20 protein-coding genes are annotated in these 21,096 nt (G+C 55.5%); 3 read left to right on the top strand and 17 right to left on the bottom strand.

Annotated features, from left to right (window positions below; genetic code table 11):
* Window positions 1-5: 5 nt before the first annotated feature.
* The 13 genes from BM007_RS04210 to yceD all read right to left on the bottom strand — a co-directional run bounded on the left by BM007_RS04210 (window position 6) and on the right by yceD (window position 10,600).
* Window positions 6-800 (bottom strand): metal-dependent hydrolase, encoded by a 795-nt coding sequence (locus BM007_RS04210; protein ID WP_032650858.1) that lies wholly within the window; start codon window positions 798-800, stop codon window positions 6-8.
* 10 nt (window positions 801-810) lie between these two features.
* Entirely contained in the window at window positions 811-1,815 is a 1,005-nt protein-coding gene (holB, locus tag BM007_RS04215) for a DNA polymerase III subunit delta' (RefSeq protein ID WP_090417355.1), read from the bottom strand.
* Window positions 1,812-2,453, bottom strand: coding sequence for a dTMP kinase (gene tmk, locus BM007_RS04220; protein ID WP_024909031.1), 642 nt, complete (start codon window positions 2,451-2,453; stop codon window positions 1,812-1,814). Before tmk ends, holB begins: the two co-directional genes overlap by 4 nt.
* A complete protein-coding gene (gene yceG, locus BM007_RS04225; protein ID WP_032650855.1) occupies window positions 2,443-3,465 on the bottom strand; it encodes a cell division protein YceG in 1,023 nt (340 codons plus the stop codon). The genes tmk and yceG overlap by 11 nt, the downstream gene beginning before the upstream one ends.
* A 2-nt stretch (window positions 3,466-3,467) precedes the next feature.
* The gene (pabC, locus tag BM007_RS04230; protein WP_090417357.1) at window positions 3,468-4,277 is read right to left on the bottom strand and encodes an aminodeoxychorismate lyase; all 810 of its coding nucleotides are present in this window, start codon (window positions 4,275-4,277) and stop codon (window positions 3,468-3,470) included.
* Between the two features lie 120 nt (window positions 4,278-4,397).
* Window positions 4,398-5,639 (bottom strand): beta-ketoacyl-ACP synthase II, encoded by a 1,242-nt coding sequence (fabF, locus tag BM007_RS04235; RefSeq protein WP_024909028.1) that lies wholly within the window; start codon window positions 5,637-5,639, stop codon window positions 4,398-4,400.
* 91 nt (window positions 5,640-5,730) lie between these two features.
* Window positions 5,731-5,967 carry an acyl carrier protein gene (gene acpP, locus BM007_RS04240; RefSeq protein ID WP_003857954.1) on the bottom strand — a complete coding sequence of 79 codons (237 nt, stop codon included), beginning with the start codon at window positions 5,965-5,967 and terminating at the stop codon, window positions 5,731-5,733.
* A 154-nt stretch (window positions 5,968-6,121) separates the two neighbouring features.
* On the bottom strand, window positions 6,122-6,856 hold the full coding sequence (gene fabG / locus BM007_RS04245; RefSeq protein WP_008500795.1) for a 3-oxoacyl-ACP reductase FabG: 735 nt from the start codon (window positions 6,854-6,856) through the stop codon (window positions 6,122-6,124).
* Window positions 6,857-6,868: 12 nt separating this feature from the next.
* Window positions 6,869-7,798, bottom strand: a complete 930-nt coding sequence (gene fabD, locus BM007_RS04250; protein WP_024909026.1) for an ACP S-malonyltransferase — start codon at window positions 7,796-7,798, stop codon at window positions 6,869-6,871.
* A gap of 15 nt (window positions 7,799-7,813) precedes the next feature.
* Window positions 7,814-8,767 (bottom strand): beta-ketoacyl-ACP synthase III, encoded by a 954-nt coding sequence (locus BM007_RS04255; RefSeq protein ID WP_008500797.1) that lies wholly within the window; start codon window positions 8,765-8,767, stop codon window positions 7,814-7,816.
* Between the two features lie 6 nt (window positions 8,768-8,773).
* Window positions 8,774-9,808 carry a phosphate acyltransferase PlsX gene (gene plsX / locus BM007_RS04260; RefSeq protein ID WP_024909025.1) on the bottom strand — a complete coding sequence of 345 codons (1,035 nt, stop codon included), beginning with the start codon at window positions 9,806-9,808 and terminating at the stop codon, window positions 8,774-8,776.
* Window positions 9,809-9,888: 80 nt separating this feature from the next.
* On the bottom strand, window positions 9,889-10,062 hold the full coding sequence (gene rpmF, locus BM007_RS04265; protein WP_003857964.1) for a 50S ribosomal protein L32: 174 nt from the start codon (window positions 10,060-10,062) through the stop codon (window positions 9,889-9,891).
* A 16-nt stretch (window positions 10,063-10,078) separates the two neighbouring features.
* Complete coding sequence (gene yceD, locus BM007_RS04270; protein WP_014883375.1) at window positions 10,079-10,600, bottom strand: 23S rRNA accumulation protein YceD; 522 nt, start codon at window positions 10,598-10,600, stop codon at window positions 10,079-10,081.
* Window positions 10,601-10,740: 140 nt separating this feature from the next.
* Here yceD and BM007_RS04275 point away from each other — a divergent pair, with 140 nt between their 5' ends.
* Entirely contained in the window at window positions 10,741-11,325 is a 585-nt protein-coding gene (locus tag BM007_RS04275; protein WP_024909024.1) for a Maf family protein, read from the top strand.
* Window positions 11,326-11,457: 132 nt separating this feature from the next.
* Here BM007_RS04275 and rluC read toward each other — a convergent pair whose 3' ends face one another.
* Window positions 11,458-12,405, bottom strand: a complete 948-nt coding sequence (gene rluC / locus BM007_RS04280) for a 23S rRNA pseudouridine(955/2504/2580) synthase RluC (protein WP_024909023.1) — start codon at window positions 12,403-12,405, stop codon at window positions 11,458-11,460.
* 572 nt (window positions 12,406-12,977) lie between these two features.
* Between rluC and rne the strand changes: the two genes are divergently transcribed.
* Window positions 12,978-16,091, top strand: coding sequence for a ribonuclease E (gene rne / locus BM007_RS04290; protein ID WP_090417358.1), 3,114 nt, complete (start codon window positions 12,978-12,980; stop codon window positions 16,089-16,091).
* Window positions 16,092-16,132: 41 nt separating this feature from the next.
* Here the strand turns inward: rne and BM007_RS04295 are convergent, their stop codons facing one another.
* On the bottom strand, window positions 16,133-17,071 hold the full coding sequence (locus BM007_RS04295) for a LysR family transcriptional regulator (protein ID WP_024909021.1): 939 nt from the start codon (window positions 17,069-17,071) through the stop codon (window positions 16,133-16,135).
* Window positions 17,072-17,180: 109 nt separating this feature from the next.
* Between BM007_RS04295 and BM007_RS04300 the strand changes: the two genes are divergently transcribed.
* Window positions 17,181-18,395, top strand: a complete 1,215-nt coding sequence (locus BM007_RS04300; protein ID WP_090417360.1) for an MFS transporter — start codon at window positions 17,181-17,183, stop codon at window positions 18,393-18,395.
* Window positions 18,396-18,470: 75 nt separating this feature from the next.
* On the opposite strand, the gene flgL is transcribed toward BM007_RS04300, so the two are convergent.
* Window positions 18,471-19,424: a flagellar hook-associated protein FlgL gene (gene flgL / locus BM007_RS04305; protein WP_024909019.1), complete on the bottom strand. Its 954-nt coding sequence runs from the start codon at window positions 19,422-19,424 to the stop codon at window positions 18,471-18,473.
* A 14-nt stretch (window positions 19,425-19,438) separates the two neighbouring features.
* Complete coding sequence (gene flgK / locus BM007_RS04310; protein ID WP_032650846.1) at window positions 19,439-21,079, bottom strand: flagellar hook-associated protein FlgK; 1,641 nt, start codon at window positions 21,077-21,079, stop codon at window positions 19,439-19,441.
* Window positions 21,080-21,096 lie beyond the last annotated feature (17 nt).

A 21,096-nucleotide genomic window follows, 5' to 3' on the forward strand; every position in this document is an offset into this window, starting at 1 on the left:
GTGTATCAGACAGATTGCAGGCGGGCGGGGTCTATATGGAACAGCGTGGAGAAGTTTTCCGTCGTCACGCGGGCCAGCTCATCAATGCTGACGCCCTTCAGTACGGCCATGTACTCAGCCACATCTCTCGTCATAGCGGGCTGGTTCTCTTTACCGCGATGCGGTACCGGTGCGAGATACGGAGAATCGGTCTCCACCAGAATACGATCGAGCGGAACATAACGTGCAGCATCACGCAGCTGCTCAGCGTTACGGAACGTCACGATCCCCGAAAACGAGATATAAAACCCCAAATCAAGCAGCTTACCCGCCGTTTCTCTGTCTTCTGTGAAACAGTGTAGTACGCCACCGCAATCCGTCACGTTTTCTTCCCGGAGGATCGCCAGGGTATCCGCACGCGCGTCGCGGGTGTGGACGATAACCGGCTTGTTCAGCTCCCGGCCAATGCGAATATGGTTGCGGAAGGACTCCTGCTGACGCGGTTTGGTTTCCGGCGTGTAAAAATAGTCCAGCCCGGTTTCCCCCATCGCCACCACGCCCTCTTCTGCTGCCAGTTGGCGCAGATCCTCAACGTCGTACGCCTCGTCCTGATTCAGCGGATGCACGCCGCAGGAGAACACCACGTTATCGCGAACGCCCACCAGCTCACGCATGGAGCGGTAGCCCGGCAGCGTGGTTGCCACCGCAAGACAGAATTTCACATCGCGGGCAGCGGCTTTTGCCAGCACGTCATCCACGTTTTTATGCAGGGATTGATAATCCAGGCCATCAAGATGGCAGTGTGAGTCGACTAAAAACATAATGTCTCTCTCAGAGATGGGAAACCGGCGGTGTGACGCCGGGTTGCAGGTAATGTTCGATACGCAGTAACTGGTCGGTCAGTAAAAGCTCGCGATTAAGGCCCGTCACGGTTAAAAGCTGTTCTCGGCTCTGGCAAATTTCATGAAGCATCGCATGAAGAATCGTCCCTGAGAGGCGGTTCGCCAGCGTATTCACCAGCGACCACGCATCCGGGTTGGTCAGCAGCGTTGCCCCTTGCTGAGTTTTGAGTGCATCCAGCAGCAACGAGGCCAGCCAGTGCAGACGCTCAACGGCCCGATCGCTGTTAAGCGCAGGCAATACGCTTAGCCAGTCGTGGTTATTCAGTGCCGTTTCAACAGCCCGGCAGAGCGTTTCTCGCTCTGACCATACGTCAGGCTGCAGTAATGCCAGCGCCGCCGCGGGCGCGCCGCTGCTCAGGCGCAAGGCGGTCAGCGCACTCTCAGGTGACGTTGTCACCTCGCGCTCAAGCCAGCTCAGCGCCCACGATTCCTGGGGCACCGCCAGGTGATGAAGACGACAGCGGCTGCGCAGCGTCGCCAGTAATCGTCCCGGGTCACGACACGAGAGGAAAAACCACGTTTTAACCGGCGGCTCTTCCAGGGTTTTCAGCAGGGCGTTAGCCGCCGCCTCGGTAAGCTGTGTGGCGTCTTTGAGCCAGACCACTTTAGCGCCGCCCAGTCGCGCGTGCTCGTACAATTTTTCACTGACTTCCCGCACGGCATCAATACCGAGCGCGCTTTTGCCCTTCTCAGGCTCGAGGGTGTAGTAGTCAGGATGCGTGCCCGCCTGCATCAGCTGACAGCCACGGCATTTACCACAGCTCTTGTGCCCTTCCGGCTGCTGACACATCAGAAAACGGGTGATGGCATAAATCAACGCATCATCACCCATCCCTGGCAATGCCTGAATCAGTAACGCATGATGCCCCCGACCCGCCTGATAGCTGCCGATCAGCTGTTCAAAGTGTGGGCGCAACCATGGATACCATTTCATGCCTGCTGCTCCTGCACCCACTGCGTAATGGTATGCTGAATGTCACGCGTGACGTCGTCCAGGGACTGCGTCGCATCGATGGTACAAATTGAGCTGTCCTGTGCGGCAAGTTCAAGATAGCGCGCACGGGTGCGGTTAAAGAAATCAAACGACTCTTGTTCAATGCGGTCCAGCTCACCGCGCGCGCGGGCACGCTTGAGGCCCACTTCCGGAGTCACATCCAGATAGAGCGTCAGGTCGGGGCGAAAATCCCCCAGTACGGCATTACGCAGCGTGGCCAGCATGGTCTGGTCGATACCGCGTCCTCCGCCCTGATATGCCTGAGTCGACAGATCGTGACGGTCACCAATCACCCACTTGCCGCCGGCCAGGGCAGGTTTGATAACCGTCTCAACCAGCTGAACGCGCGCCGCGTAGAACATCAGCACTTCGGCTTTGTCAGTGATAACTTCGTCGCCGACGGATTTAATATCCAGCACCAGGCTGCGCAGCTTTTCAGCCAGCTGCGTGCCGCCCGGCTCGCGGGTAAATACCATGTCCGCCACGCCAAGCGCTTTTAGCGTATCCACCACCACGTTGCGGGCGGTAGTTTTACCCGCTCCTTCGAGTCCCTCAATGACAATGTATTTACTGCGCATTTTTTTCCTTAAGTGCCTTCAGATAGTCCTGAACAGAGCGATTGTGGCTGGCAAGGTTGGTGTTAAAGGTGTGTCCCCCTTTTCCATCAGCCACAAAATAGAGATACGGTGTTTTTGCCGGATGCGCAGCGGCTTTAAGCGACGCTTCGCTCGGCGTGGCAATCGGACCTGGCGGTAATCCGCTAATCACGTAGGTATTATACGCCGTTGGCGTCTCCAGATCTTTTCTTGAGATCTTGCCGGCATAGCTCTCGCCCATGCCGTAGATAACGGTAGGGTCGGTTTGCAGACGCATGCCGATGCGCAGACGGTTGATAAATACTGACGCCACTCGATCGCGCTCGGCGGCAACGGCGGTCTCTTTCTCGATAATTGAGGCCATGGTGACAAACTGGTTTTGATCTTTATACGGCAGCCCGTCCATTCGCCCTTCCCAGGCGGCATCCACGGCGGCGACCATTTTTTTGTGCGCCCGCTTAAGAATCGCCACATCAGTCGTGCCTGCGGTATACATCCAGGTATCCGGCCAGAACCAGCCTTCCACCCACTCAGGATGCTCAAACTTGAGCACGTCGGCCACCGTCTGATAGCTGTCATCCTTCAGGGTATGCTTAATATACGGCGCATCGCGCAGCTGTTTGAGGTAATCGCTCAGGCGCATCCCTTCCACAAATCGCAGGGGGAACTGGGCTTCCTTGCCGCTTTCCAGCAGCTGCAGCATCTCTCTGACGGTCATTCCCGGCGTAAAGCGATAGGTACCGGCTTTGAAATGTGACAGCTCAGGCTCCACGCGCAATAACCACTGGAATACCCGTGGACGATTGATAATCTTGTCGCCATAGAGCTGTTCCCCAAGCGCCTGGCGGCCGGTTCCCGCTTTCAGGGTAAAGATCGTTTCGTCTTTAACCAGGATCTTGCTGTCAGCCAGCTGGCGAACTTTCCATACGCCAGCTCCGCCAGCGACGCCCAGCGCAACGATGAGGATAAGGACAAAGCGCAACATTTTTTTCATGACTATCTGGTTTGCTCACATATCGGGGCTAAAAACTGAAACAGCTCGCGCGAAGACCAGCGTTGTTGGCCATACGCACGGACGGGTACAACAGGCATCAGCGCATTGCAGATGATGACTTCATCGGCAGTCTGTAGCGCGGCTTCTCCTGCGCTAACTTCGACAACGCGATAGCCAGAGCGTGCCAGCTGTTGCAGACAAAACTGACGCATTAACCCATTTACGCCAGCGTGTTCCAGCGACGGAGTGAACACCTCTCCCCCCTGCCGCCAGAGTAAATTAGCCGCACAGCATTCCGTAATGAACCCTTCGCTGTCAAGAACCAGCGCCTCATCGGCGTCCGTCTGTTCAAGATGAGTACGAATGAGCACCTGCTCGAGGCGATTGAGATGCTTAATCCCGGCCAGCATCGGGTTCCGTCCCAGTCGAACCGGGCTCAGCGTCAGCGTGACGCCGTCCTCTCGCCAGCGAGAATAATGCGCAGGATAAGCAGAAACGGAGAGAATACGCGTTGGGTTGATACACGATGCGGCGCTGTAACCCCGGCCACCACTGCCGCGGCTGATGATGACCTTGAGCACGCCGTTGTCCTTCCCGGTTGCCAGCTGGCACATTTCCTGGCGCAATGTGTCCCAGTGCGTAAAGGGGATCATTAACTTTTCACAGCCATACTGCAGACGTCGAATGTGCGCCTCCAGAAGGCAGACATCGCCATCCAGAATGCGCGCCGTCGTAAAGCAACCATCACCGAACTGTATCGCCCTGTCGCTGGCAGGCAGCGTGTCCTGCTCAAGGCCATTGATTAAAAACATGGTGGCTCCTTATGCGTGGGCATTTAGTCTGGCAGGATGTCATGCAGCCGACAAGAAGATTAGGCTTAATAAAAAAGGCCCGGCAAGCGGACCTTTTTAAAAGCTATCGGGACGTCAGGATCAGATCTTTTTGAAGATCAGAGAACCGTTGGTGCCGCCGAAGCCGAAAGAGTTACACAGGGTGTACTCCATACCGCTAACCTGACGCGCTTCGTGAGGAACGAAGTCCAGATCGCAACCTTCATCCGGGTTATCCAGGTTGATGGTTGGTGGAACAGCCTGATCGCGCAGCGCAAGGATGGAGTAGATTGACTCTACTGCACCCGCCGCACCCAGCAGGTGACCGGTCATGGATTTCGTGGAGCTCACCATTACGCGGCTGGCAGATTCGCCGAAGATAGACTTAACCGCCTGAGCTTCAGCTTTATCGCCTGCTGGCGTAGAGGTGCCGTGCGCGTTCACATAGCCAATTTGTGCTGGGGTAATACCCGCATCACGGATCGCGTTTTCCATCGCCAGCGCAGCACCCGCGCCGTTCTCAGGAGGAGACGTCATGTGGTAAGCATCGCTGCTCATGCCGAAACCAACGATTTCAGCATAAATTTTCGCACCGCGTTTTTTCGCGTGTTCGTACTCTTCCAGTACGATCATGCCCGCCCCGTCGCCCAGCACGAAGCCGTCACGGTCTTTATCCCACGGACGGCTCGCCGCCTGCGGGTTATCATTACGGGTAGACAGCGCACGCGCCGCACCAAAACCGCCGACACCCAGTGGGGTACTGGCTTTTTCAGCACCGCCCGCAACCATAGCATCTGCATCGCCGTACGCAATAATGCGCGCGGCCTGGCCGATGTTATGTACGCCAGACGTACAGGCGGTGGCGATAGAAATGCTTGGCCCACGCAGGCCAAACATGATGGTCAGGTGACCTGCCACCATGTTAACAATCGTGGACGGAACGAAGAACGGGCTGATCTTACGCGGGCCGCCATTCATCAGAGATGTATGGTTTTCCTCGATCAGGCCAAGACCGCCAATCCCGGAGCCGATAGCGGCGCCGATACGGGTTGCGTTCTCTTCCGTAATCACAAGGCCAGAATCCTGCATGGCCTGAACGCCAGCGACAATTCCATATTGAATGAAGGCATCCATCTTGCGCTGTTCTTTGCGCGAGATGATCTCTTCACAGTTAAAATCCTTTACTAAGCCAGCAAATTTCGTTGCATAGGCGCTAGTATCGAAATGGTCGATTAGGCTGATGCCGCTCTGACCGGCAAGGAGAGCTTTCCAGGTGGACTCTACGGTATTGCCGACAGGAGACAACATGCCAAGTCCGGTCACAACTACACGACGCTTAGACACGTTTGTCCTCCAGGGAGGGATAAAAAAAGAGATTCGTGGGACTAAAAAAGATAAAACTCAGGCGGTCGAATGACCGCCTGGAGATGTTCACTTACGCCTGGTGACCGTTGATGTAATCAATGGCAGCCTGAACGGTGGTGATCTTCTCAGCTTCTTCGTCCGGAATCTCAGTATCAAACTCTTCTTCCAGAGCCATTACCAGCTCAACGGTGTCAAGAGAATCTGCGCCCAGGTCTTCAACGAAGGAAGCGGAGTTCACAACTTCTTCCTGCTTAACGCCCAGCTGTTCGCCGATAATTTTCTTAACGCGTTCTTCGATAGTGCTCATACTCTTAAATTTCCTATCAAAACTCGCTTTCGCGATGGTTTTCGTAGTGTATAAAATGTTGAAAAATTTGCAACTAAATCCCGGCAGTTCGTACCACGATTTTACGTTATTTTGAGGCCATTCGCCCTAATAACGCAAATATTTTTCATCGTGGTTAAACCATATACATCCCGCCGTTGACGTGGAGGGTCTCACCAGTGATGTAACCCGCTTCGTCAGAGGCTAAAAATGCAACCGCACTGGCGATTTCTTTAGGGTCGCCAAGACGACCCGCCGGAACTGCCGCCAGCGTACCCGCACGCTGCTCATCAGTCAGCGCACGCGTCATGTCCGTTTCAATAAAGCCCGGAGCAACAACGTTTACCGTAATACCGCGGGACGCAACTTCACGTGCCAGCGACTTACTGAAACCAATCAGACCTGCTTTCGCCGCAGCGTAGTTAGCCTGACCAGCATTTCCCATGGTACCAACCACAGAACCGACAGTGATAATACGACCATGACGCTTTTTCATCATAGCGCGCATTACCGCTTTTGACAGACGGAATACAGATGACAGGTTGGTTTCGATGATATCGTTCCACTCGTCGTCTTTCATTCGCATTAACAGGTTATCGCGAGTGATCCCGGCATTGTTTACCAGAATATCCACTTCGCCAAACTCTGCGCGAATATTTTCCAGAACAGATTCGATAGATGCAGGTTCAGTCACATTCAGTACCAGACCTTTACCGTTTGCACCCAGATACTCGCTGATGGCCTGAGCGCCATTCTCGCTGGTTGCTGTTCCAATCACCTTCGCGCCGCGCGCAACCAGTGTTTCAGCAATTGCACGCCCGATACCGCGGCTTGCGCCAGTGACCAGGGCGATTTTTCCTTCAAAACTCATGGTATTCCTCTTTTATTGCGAGAGTGCCGCTGACATCGCTTCCGGCTCGTTAATCGCCGAGGCTGTCAGGGTGTCAACAATACGTTTTGTCAGACCGGTGAGGACCTTACCTGGGCCGACTTCATACAGATGCTCAACGCCCTGAGAGGCCATAAACTCAACGGTTTTGGTCCACTGTACCGGGCTGTAGAGCTGGCGAACCAGCGCGTCGCGGATAGCTTCCGGCGTGGTTTCGCATTTCACATCGACGTTGTTCACAACGGAAATCGTCGGTGCGTTAAACGTAATTTTTTCCAGCTCAACCGCCAGTTTCTCGGCGGCAGGCTTCATCAACGCACAGTGAGACGGCACGCTGACCGGCAGCGGCAGCGCACGTTTAGCACCCGCCGCTTTACAGGCCGCACCTGCACGTTCAACCGCTTCTTTATGGCCGGCAATAACCACCTGGCCCGGCGAGTTGAAGTTAACCGGAGAGACCACCTGGCCTTCTGCAGATTCTTCACATGCTTTTGCAATTGCAGCGTCATCCAGACCGATGATGGCAGACATACCGCCCGTGCCTTCCGGCACAGCTTCCTGCATGAATTTGCCGCGCAGTTCCACCAGACGTACCGCGTCAGCAAACGCGATCACACCGGCACACACCAGCGCAGAGTATTCGCCCAGGCTGTGACCCGCGAGCAGCGCGGGTGCTTTACCGCCCTGCTGCTGCCAGACACGCCACAGCGCAACGGACGCGGTCAGCAGCGCGGGCTGGGTCTGCCAGGTTTTGTTCAGCTCTTCGGCCGGCCCCTGCTGGGTCAGCGCCCATAAATCATAACCCAGTGCATCAGAAGCTTCACGGAAAGTCTCTTCAATGACCGGATAGGTTGCTGCCATTTCAGACAACATCCCAACGGTTTGAGAGCCCTGGCCCGGGAACACAAAAGCAAATTGCGTCATTTTTTATTCCTTATCCTAGAAACGAACCAGCGCGGAACCCCAGGTGAACCCGCCACCGAAGGCTTCAAGCAAGACCAGCTGGCCCCGTTTGATTCGTCCATCGCGTACCGCTTCATCAAATGCGCACGGTACCGACGCCGCAGAGGTGTTGCCGTGACGATCCAGCGTCACCACAACGTTATCCATCGACATGCCCAGCTTTTTCGCGGTCGCGCTGATGATACGCAGGTTCGCCTGATGCGGCACCAGCCAGTCGAGCGCGGAGCGTTCAAGGTTATTCGCTTCCAGCGTTTCATCAACGATGTGCGCAAGCTCAGTCACCGCCACCTTGAACACCTCGTTCCCTGCCATCGTCAGGTAAATCGAGTTGTCCGGATTAACGCGATCGGCGTTAGGCAGGGTCAACAGTTCGCCGTAGCTGCCATCAGCATGCAGATGCGTCGAGATGATACCCGGCTCTTCGGACTGCCCCAGCAGCACCGCGCCCGCACCATCACCAAAAATAATGATCGTTCCACGATCGGTTGGATCGCAGGTGCGCGCCAGCACGTCAGCACCGATCACCAGCGCATATTTAACAGCACCGGACTTCACGTACTGATCGGCAACGCTCAGCGCATAGGTGAAACCTGCGCACGCGGCAGCGACGTCAAACGCCGGACAGCCTTTAATGCCGAGCATGTTTTGCACCTGGCACGCCGCGCTTGGGAAAGCATGCGTAGCAGACGTCGTGGCGACCACGATCAAACCAATCTGTTCTTTATCAATGCCCGCCATTTCGATAGCACGCTGTGCGGCTTCGTAACCCATGGTCGACACGGTTTCGTCTGGCGCGGCAATACGACGCTCACGGATACCTGTGCGCGTGACAATCCACTCGTCAGACGTATCTACCATTTTTTCCAGATCGGCGTTGGTACGCACCTGTTTTGGCAGGTAGCTGCCGGTACCTAAAATCTTCGTATACATGTACGCTCAGTCACTTTTAGCTAATACAGATTCCAGGCGAGCGGCAATCCGCTGAGGGACTTGTCGCTGCACCGCCTGCACTGCCTGTTCAATCGCGACAGCAAATGCTCGCTGATTGGCGGCGCCATGACTCTTAATCACGATGCCGCGCAATCCTAACAGACAGGCGCCATTATACTGGTCGGGGTTGAGGTGACTGAATCGCCGCGTCAGGCTCTTTTGTAACCAACGCTTCAATAAAATCAGCCACCAGGCGCTTTTTTTGCCTTCTCCCTGAGATTTCAGCAGAGAAAGAAACATGCGCACGACCCCTTCCATGGTCTTCAACGTTACGTTTCCGGTGAAGCCATCGCACACCAGAACATCCGTTTTCCCCGTCAACAACTCATTGGCTTCGAGATAACCAATATAGTTGATGGAGGGAACCTGTTTGAGCAATTCAGCCGCTTCGCGAATGCTGTCCAGGCCTTTGGTCTCTTCTTCACCAATGTTCAGTAACGCAACACGGGGAGTGTTGATCCCGACGACTTCTTCTGCCAGCACCGATCCCATCACGGCAAACTGAGCCAGCATAGTACTATCACAATCGACGTTAGCGCCCAAATCGAGCACTACCGTTTTGCCCTTCTGCTGATGCGGTAACACCGTCACCAGCGCCGGACGCTCAATACCTTCTATAGGTTTGAGCAGTAATTTCGACAGCCCCATCAGCGCGCCGGTATTCCCCGCGCTGACGCAAGCCTGAGCTCGCCCTTCTTTCACCAGCTCCAGCGCTACCCGCATAGAGCTGCCACGACTATTGCGAATAGCCTGCGAAGGTCGGGCATCACTGGCAATAACTGACTGCGCAGGAATAATCTGCAGACGCGAACGTTGTTCAAAGTCAGCTTTTGCGAGTAATGGCGTGATTGCGTCGGGATTGCCGACTAAAAGAAGTGTGAGTTGCGAATTAGAATTCAGTGCCTGCAATGCTGCAGGCACTGTCACGGAAGGGCCAAAATCTCCCCCCATGACATCTAACGCCAGGGTTAGACGTGTCAAGGTATCGTCGCAGCCTGGTTCGGTAAATTCCCCGTTTGCACGGGGAAATCCTCACTAAGCCTAATCACGCTTGCGCGTGATTACTTAGTGATAACCTTGCGGCCGCGGTAGAAACCGTCAGCGGTGATGTGGTGACGCAGGTGTTTCTCACCAGAAGTCTTGTCTACAGACAGGCTGGTAACTGCAGTCAGCGCGTCATGGGAACGACGCATGCCACGTTTGGAACGGGTTGGTTTATTCTGTTGTACGGCCATGGACCTTACTCCTCAATTACTTACGCTTTAAGCTGGCTAATACGGCAAATGGGTTTGGTTTTTGCGCTTCATCAGGCAGTTCCCCAAAGACCATGTCCGCCTCGGACACTTCACAGTGTTCAGAATCATGCACCGGAACCACTGGCAAGGTGAGGATGATTTCATCTTCAACCAGAGCCAGAAGATCGATTTCACCGAATTCGTTAACCTCAATCGGCTCATACGCTTCCGGGAGTGCTTCAGCCTGTTCGTCAGAACGAACCGGACTGAAACAATACGTTGTGTGAACATGCTGTACAAACGGTTTCCCGCAACGCTGACACTCGAGCGTTACCGTCACCTTTGCATCACCGGTTAAAACGGCGAGACGCTGGTTGTCGATAGCGAACGACATGGAGCATTCTACATCACTGTCCACACTGACTACGGATTCGGCAATACGCTCAGCCTGATCGGAAGTATAGATACCTTCGTAATCGAGGCGTTTTTGAGCCGTACGAACCGGATCAAGAGTCAGGGGTAATTTTACCTTTTGCATAGGGCGCGCATATTAACTTTGTAACGTCATAGAGTCAAAGAAAAAGGCAACCAGAGCTGCCTTTTGCCAATTATTCGCACACATTGCGGCCTGTAGTTTAAAATGGCTGGCATCGATACGCTATATCTGGTGATAAAAATATGCCAAATCTCGTCCTTGCTTCCACGTCTCCCTACCGCCGAATGCTGCTGGAAAAGCTCGGGATCCCGTTTGAATGCGCCGCGCCAGAGGTTGATGAGACGCCACAGCCGGGCGAGTCACCGCGCCATCTGGTAACGCGTCTTGCTAAAGAGAAAGCGCAGTCGCTGGCCGCACGCTATCCTTCGCATTTGATTATAGGCTCCGATCAGGTTTGCGTGCTGGACGGCGAAATCACCGGCAAGCCCCATACGGAGGAGAACGCCTGCCAGCAGCTTCTGCGCGCGCGAGGCACTATCGTGACCTTTTACACGGGCCTGGCGCTCTATAACTCCGCCACCGGTCATCTGCAAACGGAGTGTGAACCGTTCGACGTACACTTCCGCCATCTCAGCGAGCAAGAGATTGTGGATTATGTGCGTCGGGAACGTCCGCTGAACTGTGCGGGGAGCTTTAAAAGTGAAGGATTGGGGATTGCGCTGTTCGACAAGCTGGACGGTCGCGATCCCAACACGCTGGTGGGGTTACCGCTGATTGCCTTGTGTCAGATGTTAAGACGAGAAGAGTGTAATCCGTTGACGGTGTGACCTTCGCCGGGTGGCGCTGCGCTTGCATGGGCCTACTACACTGCGGCCTGCTGCCCTCACCCCGGCCCTCTCCCACAGGAAGAGGGCGCAAACATTAAAAACGGCAACATTCGTTGCCGTTTTACGTTTACCTTAGCCGCGCAGAACCTTAAGACAGCGTTTCAACTGCTCATCCAGCGGCGCTTCAATACGGATGACTTCACCGGTATTCGGATGGGTAAACTTCAGCGCTGCCGCATGCAGGAACAGACGCGACAGTCCCGTCCCCGCCAGCTGCTTATCAAACTCGCGGTCGCCATAGCGGTCATCAAAGGCGATGGGGTGCCCTGCAAACTGCGTATGCACGCGGATCTGGTGGGTACGACCGGTCACCGGACTGCAGCGCACCAGCGTGGCAAACTCATAGCGCTCTTCAACCTTAAAGCGCGTCTCAGACGGTTTCCCTTCCTGGCTCACGCGGACAATACGTTCACCGCTTTGCAGAATGTTCTTCAGCAGCGGCGCCTGCACCACTTTTACATGGGACTGCCACTGGCCGCGAACCAGCGCCAGGTAGTCTTTCTGCATCCCTTTTTCACGCAGCTGTTCATGCAGCGAACGCAGCGCGGAACGCTTTTTCGCCACCAGCAGTACGCCTGAAGTGTCACGGTCAAGACGGTGCACCAGCTCAAGGAAGCGCGCTTCCGGGCGCAGGGCACGCAGCCCTTCAATCACGCCGAAGCTCAGACCGCTACCGCCATGGACTGCCGTTCCTGACGGTTTATTGAGCACCAGAATGTGGTCATCTTCGTAAAGGATGACATCGCTCAGGGCCGCCACTTTCTGCAGCTTTGGTGAAACGGTCTCTTCTTCGCGCTCAGCCACGCGCACCGGCGGAATACGCACTTCGTCACCGGCTTCGAGTTTGTACTCGGGCTTCACGCGTTTTTTGTTAACCCGCACCTCGCCCTTACGCAGGATGCGATAAATCATACTCTTTGGCACACCTTTCAGCTGGGTGCGCAAAAAGTTATCGATACGTTGCCCCGCGTCATCTTCGGCGATGGCAACCATTTTTACGGCTGGAGTCTCTGTTTTCATGGTTGGCGATTCTAAATATCGACAGCCATTAGCGCCACTCATTTTTCTATGCTTATATTTACTTTTATCCGGCCTGTCCCCCGTTTCGCGCAACCGATTTGGTGGTTATTAAACCAATCGCCATTCTGAAGTGAAGAAACTGTGAGTAACCGGGTGATAATTGGTAAAAGTCATCTTGCTATAACCCGGCGAGCAGTGGAATAATGAGGCTGTTTTCCGTGTTAAATCCTGGTTAAGTAAGGATGTTGACGGAATGACCAATTTTGTCTGACCGATCATCCACGCAGCAATGGCGTAAGACGTATTGATCTTTCAGGCAGTTAGCGGGCTGCGGGTTGCAGTACTTCCCGGTATAAGGATTGTTCTCTGGAGAGTTCTACCCAGGCAATTCCCCTGATAATTGCGCTGTGTTTCCGTATGAAATACAGGCAACCGACACTCTGCGCCTCTTAAGCGAGCGACAACCGTGAGGTTGGCGACGTGAACAGACACGAGGCCATCGGTTCATACCCCGGAAAGCGTCACCTTGCCCGCAGCTTTGTCGTCAATGTAAGAATAACGAGTAAGTTACGATGAAAAGAATGTTAATCAACGCAACTCAGCAAGAAGAGTTGCGTGTCGCCCTTGTGGATGGGCAGCGCCTGTACGATCTGGATATCGAAAGTCCTGGACACGAACAGAAAAAAGCGAACATTTACAAAGGTAAAATCACCCGCATTGAACCAAGCCTTGAAGCTGCATTTGTCGATTACGGTGCTGAGCGTCATGGTTTCCTCCCTCTGAAAGAAATCGCCCGCGAATATTTCCCTGCAAACTACAACGCCCATGGCCGACCAAACATCAAAGATGTTCTGCGTGAAGGTCAGGAAGTTATCGTTCAGATTGATAAAGAAGAGCGTGGCAACAAAGGTGCCGCACTGACCACCTTTATCAGCCTGGCAGGGAGCTATCTGGTGTTGATGCCTAACAACCCGCGTGCGGGTGGCATCTCTCGCCGTATCGAAGGTGATGACCGTACCGAGCTGAAAGAAGCGCTGGCAAGCCTTGAACTGCCTGATGGTATGGGGCTTATCGTGCGTACCGCGGGCGTGGGCAAATCAGCCGAAGCGCTGCAGTGGGACCTGAGCTTCCGTCTGAAGCACTGGGAAGCCATCCAGAAAGCAGCGGAAAGCCGCCCTGCTCCGTTCCTGATCCACCAGGAAAGCAACGTGATCGTGCGTGCCTTCCGTGACTATCTGCGTCAGGACATCGGTGAGATTCTGATCGATAACCCGAAAGTGCTTGAGCTGGCGCGCCAGCACATCGCCGCGCTGGGTCGTCCGGATTTCACCAGCAAAATTAAACTGTACACCGGCGAAATCCCGCTGTTCAGCCACTATCAGATCGAATCCCAGATTGAATCCGCCTTCCAGCGTGAAGTGCGCCTGCCGTCCGGCGGTTCTATCGTTATCGATACCACTGAAGCGCTGACCGCTATCGACATCAACTCCGCGCGTGCAACTCGCGGCGGCGATATCGAAGAGACCGCCTTCAACACCAACCTTGAAGCCGCTGATGAAATCGCCCGCCAGCTCCGCCTGCGCGACCTGGGTGGTCTGATTGTTATCGACTTCATCGACATGACCCCTGTTCGCCACCAGCGTGCGGTAGAAAACCGTCTGCGTGAAGCGGTGCGTCAGGACAGGGCGCGTATCCAGATTAGCCATATCTCACGCTTTGGCCTGCTGGAGATGTCCCGTCAGCGCCTGAGCCCGTCGCTGGGTGAGTCCAGCCATCACGTTTGCCCTCGCTGCTCCGGCACCGGTACCGTGCGTGATAACGAATCGCTGTCCCTCTCTATTCTGCGTCTGATTGAAGAAGAAGCGCTGAAAGAGAATACCAAAGAGGTGCACGCGATTGTTCCTGTGCCAATCGCCTCCTACCTGCTGAACGAAAAACGTGCTGCGGTAAGTGCTATTGAAGCGCGTCAGGGCGGCGTTCGCTGCATCATCGTGCCAAACGACCAGATGGAAACTCCGCACTATCACGTGCTGCGTGTCCGTAAAGGTGAAGAGACGTCCACGCTCAGCTACCTGCTGCCGAAGCTGCACGAAGAAGAGATGGCCCTGCCTTCCGATGAAGAGCCAGCCGAGCGCAAACTGCCTGAGCAGCCTGCGTTAGCGACCTTTATCATGCCAGAAGCCCCACCGGAAGCGGCACTGGAAAAACCTGCGGCTAAACCTGAAGCGCAGAAACCAGCAGCAGCGAAAGCCCAGCCGGCGCAGCCGGGTCTGCTGAGCCGCTTCTTTGGCGCGCTGAAGAAGATGTTCGCTGAAGAAGAAGCTCAGCCAGAACAGCCGAAGGAAGAGCCAAAAGCGGCCAAGCCTGAACGCCAGCAGGACCGCCGTAAGCGTCAGAACAACCGCCGCGATCGTAACGACCGTAGCGATCGTAATGACCGCAGCGAGCGTCGTGACAACCGCGACAACCGTTCTGAAAATAACGAAGGTCGTGAGCAACGCGAAGACAACCGTCGCAACCGTCGCGAGAAACAGCAGCAGAATGTTGAAGATCGTGAAATTCGCCAGCAGGCGGGCGATGAGTCTGAGAAGAGCAAACAGCGTGACGACCAGCAGCCGCGCCGTGAACGCAACCGTCGTCGTAACGACGAGAAGCGTCAGGCACAGCAGGAAGTCAAAAACCTGAACCGCGAAGAGCCTGTTGAACAGCAGGACGGCGAGCAGGAAGAACGTACTCAGGTTATGCCGCGCCGTAAGCAGCGCCAGCTTGCTCAGAAAGTCCGCTTCGCCTCCGAAGCAACCGAAGAGTCAGCCGTTGTCGCAGTTGAAACCCGCGAGAACGCAACCGGCACTCAGCTGGCGAAAGTTGATCTGCCTGCGGTCGTTGAAAACAACGTTGAGCAGGATGAAAACGGTGAAAACCGTGATAACGCCGGTATGCCGCGCCGTTCACGCCGTTCCCCACGTCATCTGCGCGTCAGCGGCCAGCGCCGTCGTCGCTATCGTGACGAGCGTTACCCAACTCAGTCGCCAATGCCGCTGACCATTGCCTGTGCTTCGCCAGAAATGGCTTCCGGCAAAGTCTGGATCCGCTACCCGGTTGCTCGCCCGGAGCAGGTTGTTGAAGAGCAGCCTGTAACCGAAGAGGTGATTGCACCTGCGGCAGCGGTAGAAGACGTTGTGACTGAAGCGGCAACCGTGGTTGAACCTCAGGTTGTTGAAACGGAAGCACCTCAGGCAGTTGAAGTCGAAACCACTCATCCGGAAGTAATTGCCGCGCCGGTTGATGCCGCACCGCAGCTTATTGCTGAAGAAGATGTCGTGGTGGCTGAGGAAGTTGCTGAAGAAGCTGAACCTGTAGCCGCAGTGGAAGACACCGCTGAAGCTATCGTTGAAACCACCACTGAAGAAGTCGTTCAGGACGTTGAGATTGAGGTTGAACCGGTTGTTGAAGAACCGAAAGCGCCTGAAGTGAAACCTGAACCGGTTGTCTCTGCGCCAGCCGCTGCCCACGTGGCGACAGCACCGATGACCCGCGCTCCGGCGCCGGATTACGTGCCAGAAGCTCCGCGTCACAGTGACTGGGTACGCCCGGCATTCAGCTTTGATGGTAAAGGCGCTGCTGGCGGCCACAGTGCAACGCATCAGGCGACTGCACCGGCAACGCGCCCGCAGTCTGTCGAATAACGACGCTGAAAGTAAAAAGCCGACCTTAGGGTCGGCTTTTTTTATGGCTGCTGCACGGGCCTTCTCATCCCGGAGACCTCCGGCATGACCTGCCGCATCAGCTCCAGAAAACGCCGCAAGCGTGCCGGATAATAACGGGACCAGGGGTAAACCAGATGCACCGGCAGCGCCGCTGGCTGCCACTCCGGCAGCAAATGCACCAGCCGCCCTTCCCGAATATCATCCTGTACCGTCCAGCTGGATACCACCGCCACACCGAGACCGGTGAGCACCGTATTGCGTGCGACATACAGGCTGTCGGTGCTGAGGCGTGGCGTAATAGCAATCCGCGCGGTGGCGGGCGAGGCATCGTGAAAAAGCTCCACGTGGCGCTGGTAAAAAGAGCTGATCGCTATCCAGGGAAACTGCTGCAAATCTTCTGGCGTATTCACCGCCGGGAAGCGGGCCAGTAGTGCCGGAGAGGCGACTACCGAGCGCGGCACTTCCGCCAGCAGCACGGATACGGTCGCCGGATCGACCTCCACGCCCACCCGAATAGCGCAGTCAAGGTTGTCGCCGAGGAAGTCCGCCGACCGATCGTTGAGCATCCACTCAATCGAAAGCTGCGGATAGCGTTGCAAAAATTCGGTTACGGGTTTCAGAAGCTGATCCTGACCAAACGCGTGGGGTGCCCGCACCCGCAGCACGCCTACGGGCTCATCTTCCGTCTGCCCCACCTCATCTTCCAGCGCCAGCCAGCTGTCAATCACCCGACGAGCGTGCTGGTAGCAGCGTTCGCCATCATCCGTCAGCCGCGTCGTGTGGGTAGTGCGCAGTATCAGGCGCACGCCCAGCATGGTCTCCAGCGACTGTAGCCGTCTGCTCACCGTGGCCTGGGTGGTGGCCAGCTGCCGTGCCGCCGCAGAGAGGGAACCCGCCTCCACTATCCGGACAAACGTCCGCATTAGCTCCACCCTGTCTATACGCTCAGCTCTTTTCATTGCATTTTCACTTATACGTTAAACGTATAAGCGTTTTACCACCGGGCCCGCTACCGTCGCAAGGCGTACTGATAAAAAATAGCCGCACACGACGAATGAGGAACAACTTATGAACACAACAACGACTCCCCATGCTGTAAGCCGCTGGGTGATTTTTATGCTGGCTCTGGGGGCCGGTTTCAGCGTGGCATCAATCTATTACGCGCAGCCCCTGCTGCCGCTAATGGGTGCCGATCTGCATCTGAGCATTGAAGGTATGGGTCTGGTCCCAACGTTAACTCAGGCAGGCTATGCGCTCGGTATCCTGTTCCTGCTTCCCCTGGGCGATCGCCACGACCGCAGGACGTTAATTCTGATTAAAAGCGCAGCGCTGGCGCTGTTTCTTCTCGGCTGTAGCCTGACCGGGCAGATCCATTCTCTGCTGCTGGCAAGCCTGCTCATCGGCATGGCCGCCACCATGGCACAGGATATCGTCCCTGCTGCGGCGATTCTTGCACCAGAAGGTAAACAGGGGAAAACCGTGGGCACGGTAATGACCGGGCTGCTGATGGGTATCTTATTATCAAGAACCGTGAGCGGCGTAGTGGGCGAAGCGTTTGGCTGGCGCGTCATGTACCAGCTGGCGGCGGCGAGCATTGCGTTCATCGGGGTGATGATGTGGTTTGTGCTTCCCCGTTTTGCCATTCACTCCACGCTGAGCTATCCCGCGCTGATGCGTTCAATGGAACATCTGTGGCGTCGTTATCCGGCGCTGCGCCGCGCGGCGCTGGCTCAGGGTTTTCTGTCGATTGCCTTCAGCGCCTTCTGGTCAACGCTCGCGGTCATGCTGCTGGAACGCTATCACCTTGGCAGTGCCGTAGCGGGTGGGTTTGGTATTGCGGGTGCCGCCGGTGCATTAGCCGCCCCGCTGGCGGGGGGTCTGGCGGACAAACTGGGCGCAGGAAAAGTTACGCAGCTTGGTGCCGTCCTAGTGACCGTTTCATTCGCCCTGATGTTCCTGATGCCCGCGCTGAGCGTTCATGGACAGCTGATGCTGATCGCCGTCTCTGCCGTCGGGTTCGACCTGGGCCTGCAGTCCAGCCTGGTCGCTCACCAGAACCTGGTCTACAGCCTTGAACCGCAGGCGCGCGGTCGTCTCAATGCCCTGCTCTTTACGGTGGTCTTTATCGGGATGGCGCTGGGCTCCGCGTTAGGCAGCAATATCTACTCGCTGGCTGGCTGGACGGGTGTGGTCGCGCTGGCGACAGTCAGTGGCGCCATTGCGCTGGCCATCCGTCTGATAGAAAGCGCGCGTGTAGCCTCCGTACCGGCAGAAGCCGCATAAAAAAAATGCCCAATCCAGACGGATTGGGCAGTAAAACATGCCCAGTTTCAAGACATGTTCCAAGAGGTCAAGATGTTATTTGTTCAGCTGGAACAGAGACATGCCCTGCATATCGCTAAACGCTTTATAAGACGCCTGCAAGGCCGCCTGCTGCATGGTGTAAGAGGAAATCGCTTCGTTCCAGTCGACATCTACCAGATCACTCATCTGCTTAGTCTGACCCAGGGCACGGTCATCTCCCAGCGTATCGAGTTTTTCCAGTTCGTTCATCTTGGTTCCCACATCCGCAACGACCGTCAGGACGTTGTTCTGGGCGTTTTTGATGCCGATCTGCGCATTGGCAATCACCTGGTTTTGCGCCGTTGCGGCAGCCGGATCGTTCTCAATCGGTGTCTTCAGGGACGCAATGGCAGAATCCAGGATTTTGAACATGTTGGTCTGGCCATATCCACCGCCCGGCAGCTGTTCCGCATTACTGGTAATGCTTTCGAAAATTTGCTGTCCGGTATGGCTAATGGTCATATTTCGCGCCGTATCAACCTGCTGCGAGATGGCCTCTGCGCCGCCGTTATAATCCCCGGTCACGGCATCAAACGGTGCGCTCTCGGTTTTGTATCCCGCGAAGATAAAGCGACCATTGCCATCCGTCGTGTTGGCCAGGTTCATCAGCTGATCGCGGATCCCCTGGATATCGGTCGCCAGAGAAAGACGGTCGTCATCGCTTAATGTGCCGTTCGACGCGTAAACTAACTTCTCGCGCACGCTTGAGATTGCGGTGTTCACCTGGGTTAACACGTTATCTTCCAGCGAGACCTTCTGCGTTGCAAAGGTACGCGCAAGCGCGAACTGGCTGTTTTGCGACTGAGATTGCGACAGAACGATGGCCTGCGACGCGGCGATAGGATCGTCCGAAGGACGGTTAACGCGCTTACCGGTGGACATTTGCTCACCGTAGCTCAGCCATCTGCTCTGGGAATCAGTGATCCCGCGCATGTTCTGCTCATACATCATCTGGGTGCTAATACGCATTATTCACCTCAACCTTAACGAATGTTGATAATTGCATCGAAGAGCGTACTGGCAGTCTGGAGAACCTGGGCGTTCGCCAGGTAATACTGCTGATAACGCTGCAAATTGCCATACTCTTCGTCGAGGTTTACCCCAGAGATGGTCTGCTGCTGCTTGATTAACTGCGTTTCCACATTGGCTTTCGTCTGGCTGCTCACCTTCAGTGACGCCGTGGTGCTACCGACGGTACTGACGAGAGAGGCATACGCATCGTTGAAGGTTTTATTTCCACCCACCACTTTGCCGTTTTGCAGATCGAGCAGTTTCTGACCGTTACGGTTGTCACTTTCGCCGCCGTTCTGTACCGACGCCATCGCCAGTTTGGACTCGTCGCTGATCGCCAGATCCATGTTCATGATGACGTTGGAAACCGGCTTCACGGTGAAACTGTCTTTGGTATTTGCCGTACCGCTCACGTTGACGTTAAGGCCATCAAACGACAGATTACCGCTGGCATCCGGGCTCATCGTAAAGCTGGTTTTGTCTGATGTGCGGGTGACCGTCCAGTCAGTGCCGTTAAACTGCAGCTTATAGTCAGTCGCCTGGACCTGTTTGCTGTCCGCCACAGAGGCCGTAACAACCGCCGATCCGCCGTTCTTGCTGTTGGACAGCACCGCAGGCGAACCAAAGTTGAACAGCTTACCGCCCGCATCACCGTTTGCATCAAAACCGGCTTCATGCTGCGTGTTCATCGCATCGGCAAAGGCCAGCGCCATCTGGTTCAGAGTGTTACGCGCTTTATCCAGATCTTCATTACGGAAGGTCAGTAAACCGCCTAAAGAACCGGTGGTGATAAATTTCTCGGGGATCTCAATATTACCCGCCACGTCATCGACGTAGGCAATGGTCGTACGCGCCGGATCGGCGCTGGACTTCACGGCAGCCAGCTGGCTGGCTTTGCTGCCCTGCACCAGGCTGTAACCATTGCCGAGAGAGATATTAAACGTGCCGCTATCCTGTACGGAGACTTCCACGCCCACGATTTTGTTCAGTTCAGTCACGAGCTGATCGCGCTGGTCGAGCAGGTCGTTAGGCGATGCGCCCGCACCGACGCCAGTCAAACGAGAAATCTGATCGTTCAGGTTCGCAATCTGCGTCGCGTAGTTGTTGATCTGAGATACGCTGCTTGAGATGGCGGTATTCACCTGCGTATCCTGGTCACGAAGATACTGATCGTTGGTTTTAAACTGATTGACCAGACCGCCCGCTTTCCCCAGCACCGTCTGACGTGCAGCCGGATCTTCCGCATTGCTCACCAGCGTTTGCAGACTCTTGAAGAAATCCTGCAGCGTGGTGGAGAGCGAGTTGGTGGTATCGGAGAGCACATCGTCAATTTTTGACATCTGCTGATAGCGCGTCGTCAGACCGCTACTCTGCGTCTGCGCGGCGCGCAGCTGGTTGGTGATGAAGGCGTCATACTCACGCTGGACACCGGAGACATAGACCCCGTTACCCACCCAGCCACCGCCGGTCAGCGTGCTGTTAGATGCGCCCAGCACCGTGGTCTGGCGGGTGTAACCTGCCACGTTATAGCTTGAAATATTATTACTGACGGTATTGAGTGCCGACTGAGCAGCACTGAGGCCACTCATGGCACTGTTAATCAAACTGGACATGGGGGTTCCTTTTATAC

Source organism: Enterobacter sp. NFIX59 (genome assembly GCF_900113755.1).
Taxonomy (GTDB): Bacteria; Pseudomonadota; Gammaproteobacteria; order Enterobacterales; family Enterobacteriaceae; genus Enterobacter; species Enterobacter pseudoroggenkampii.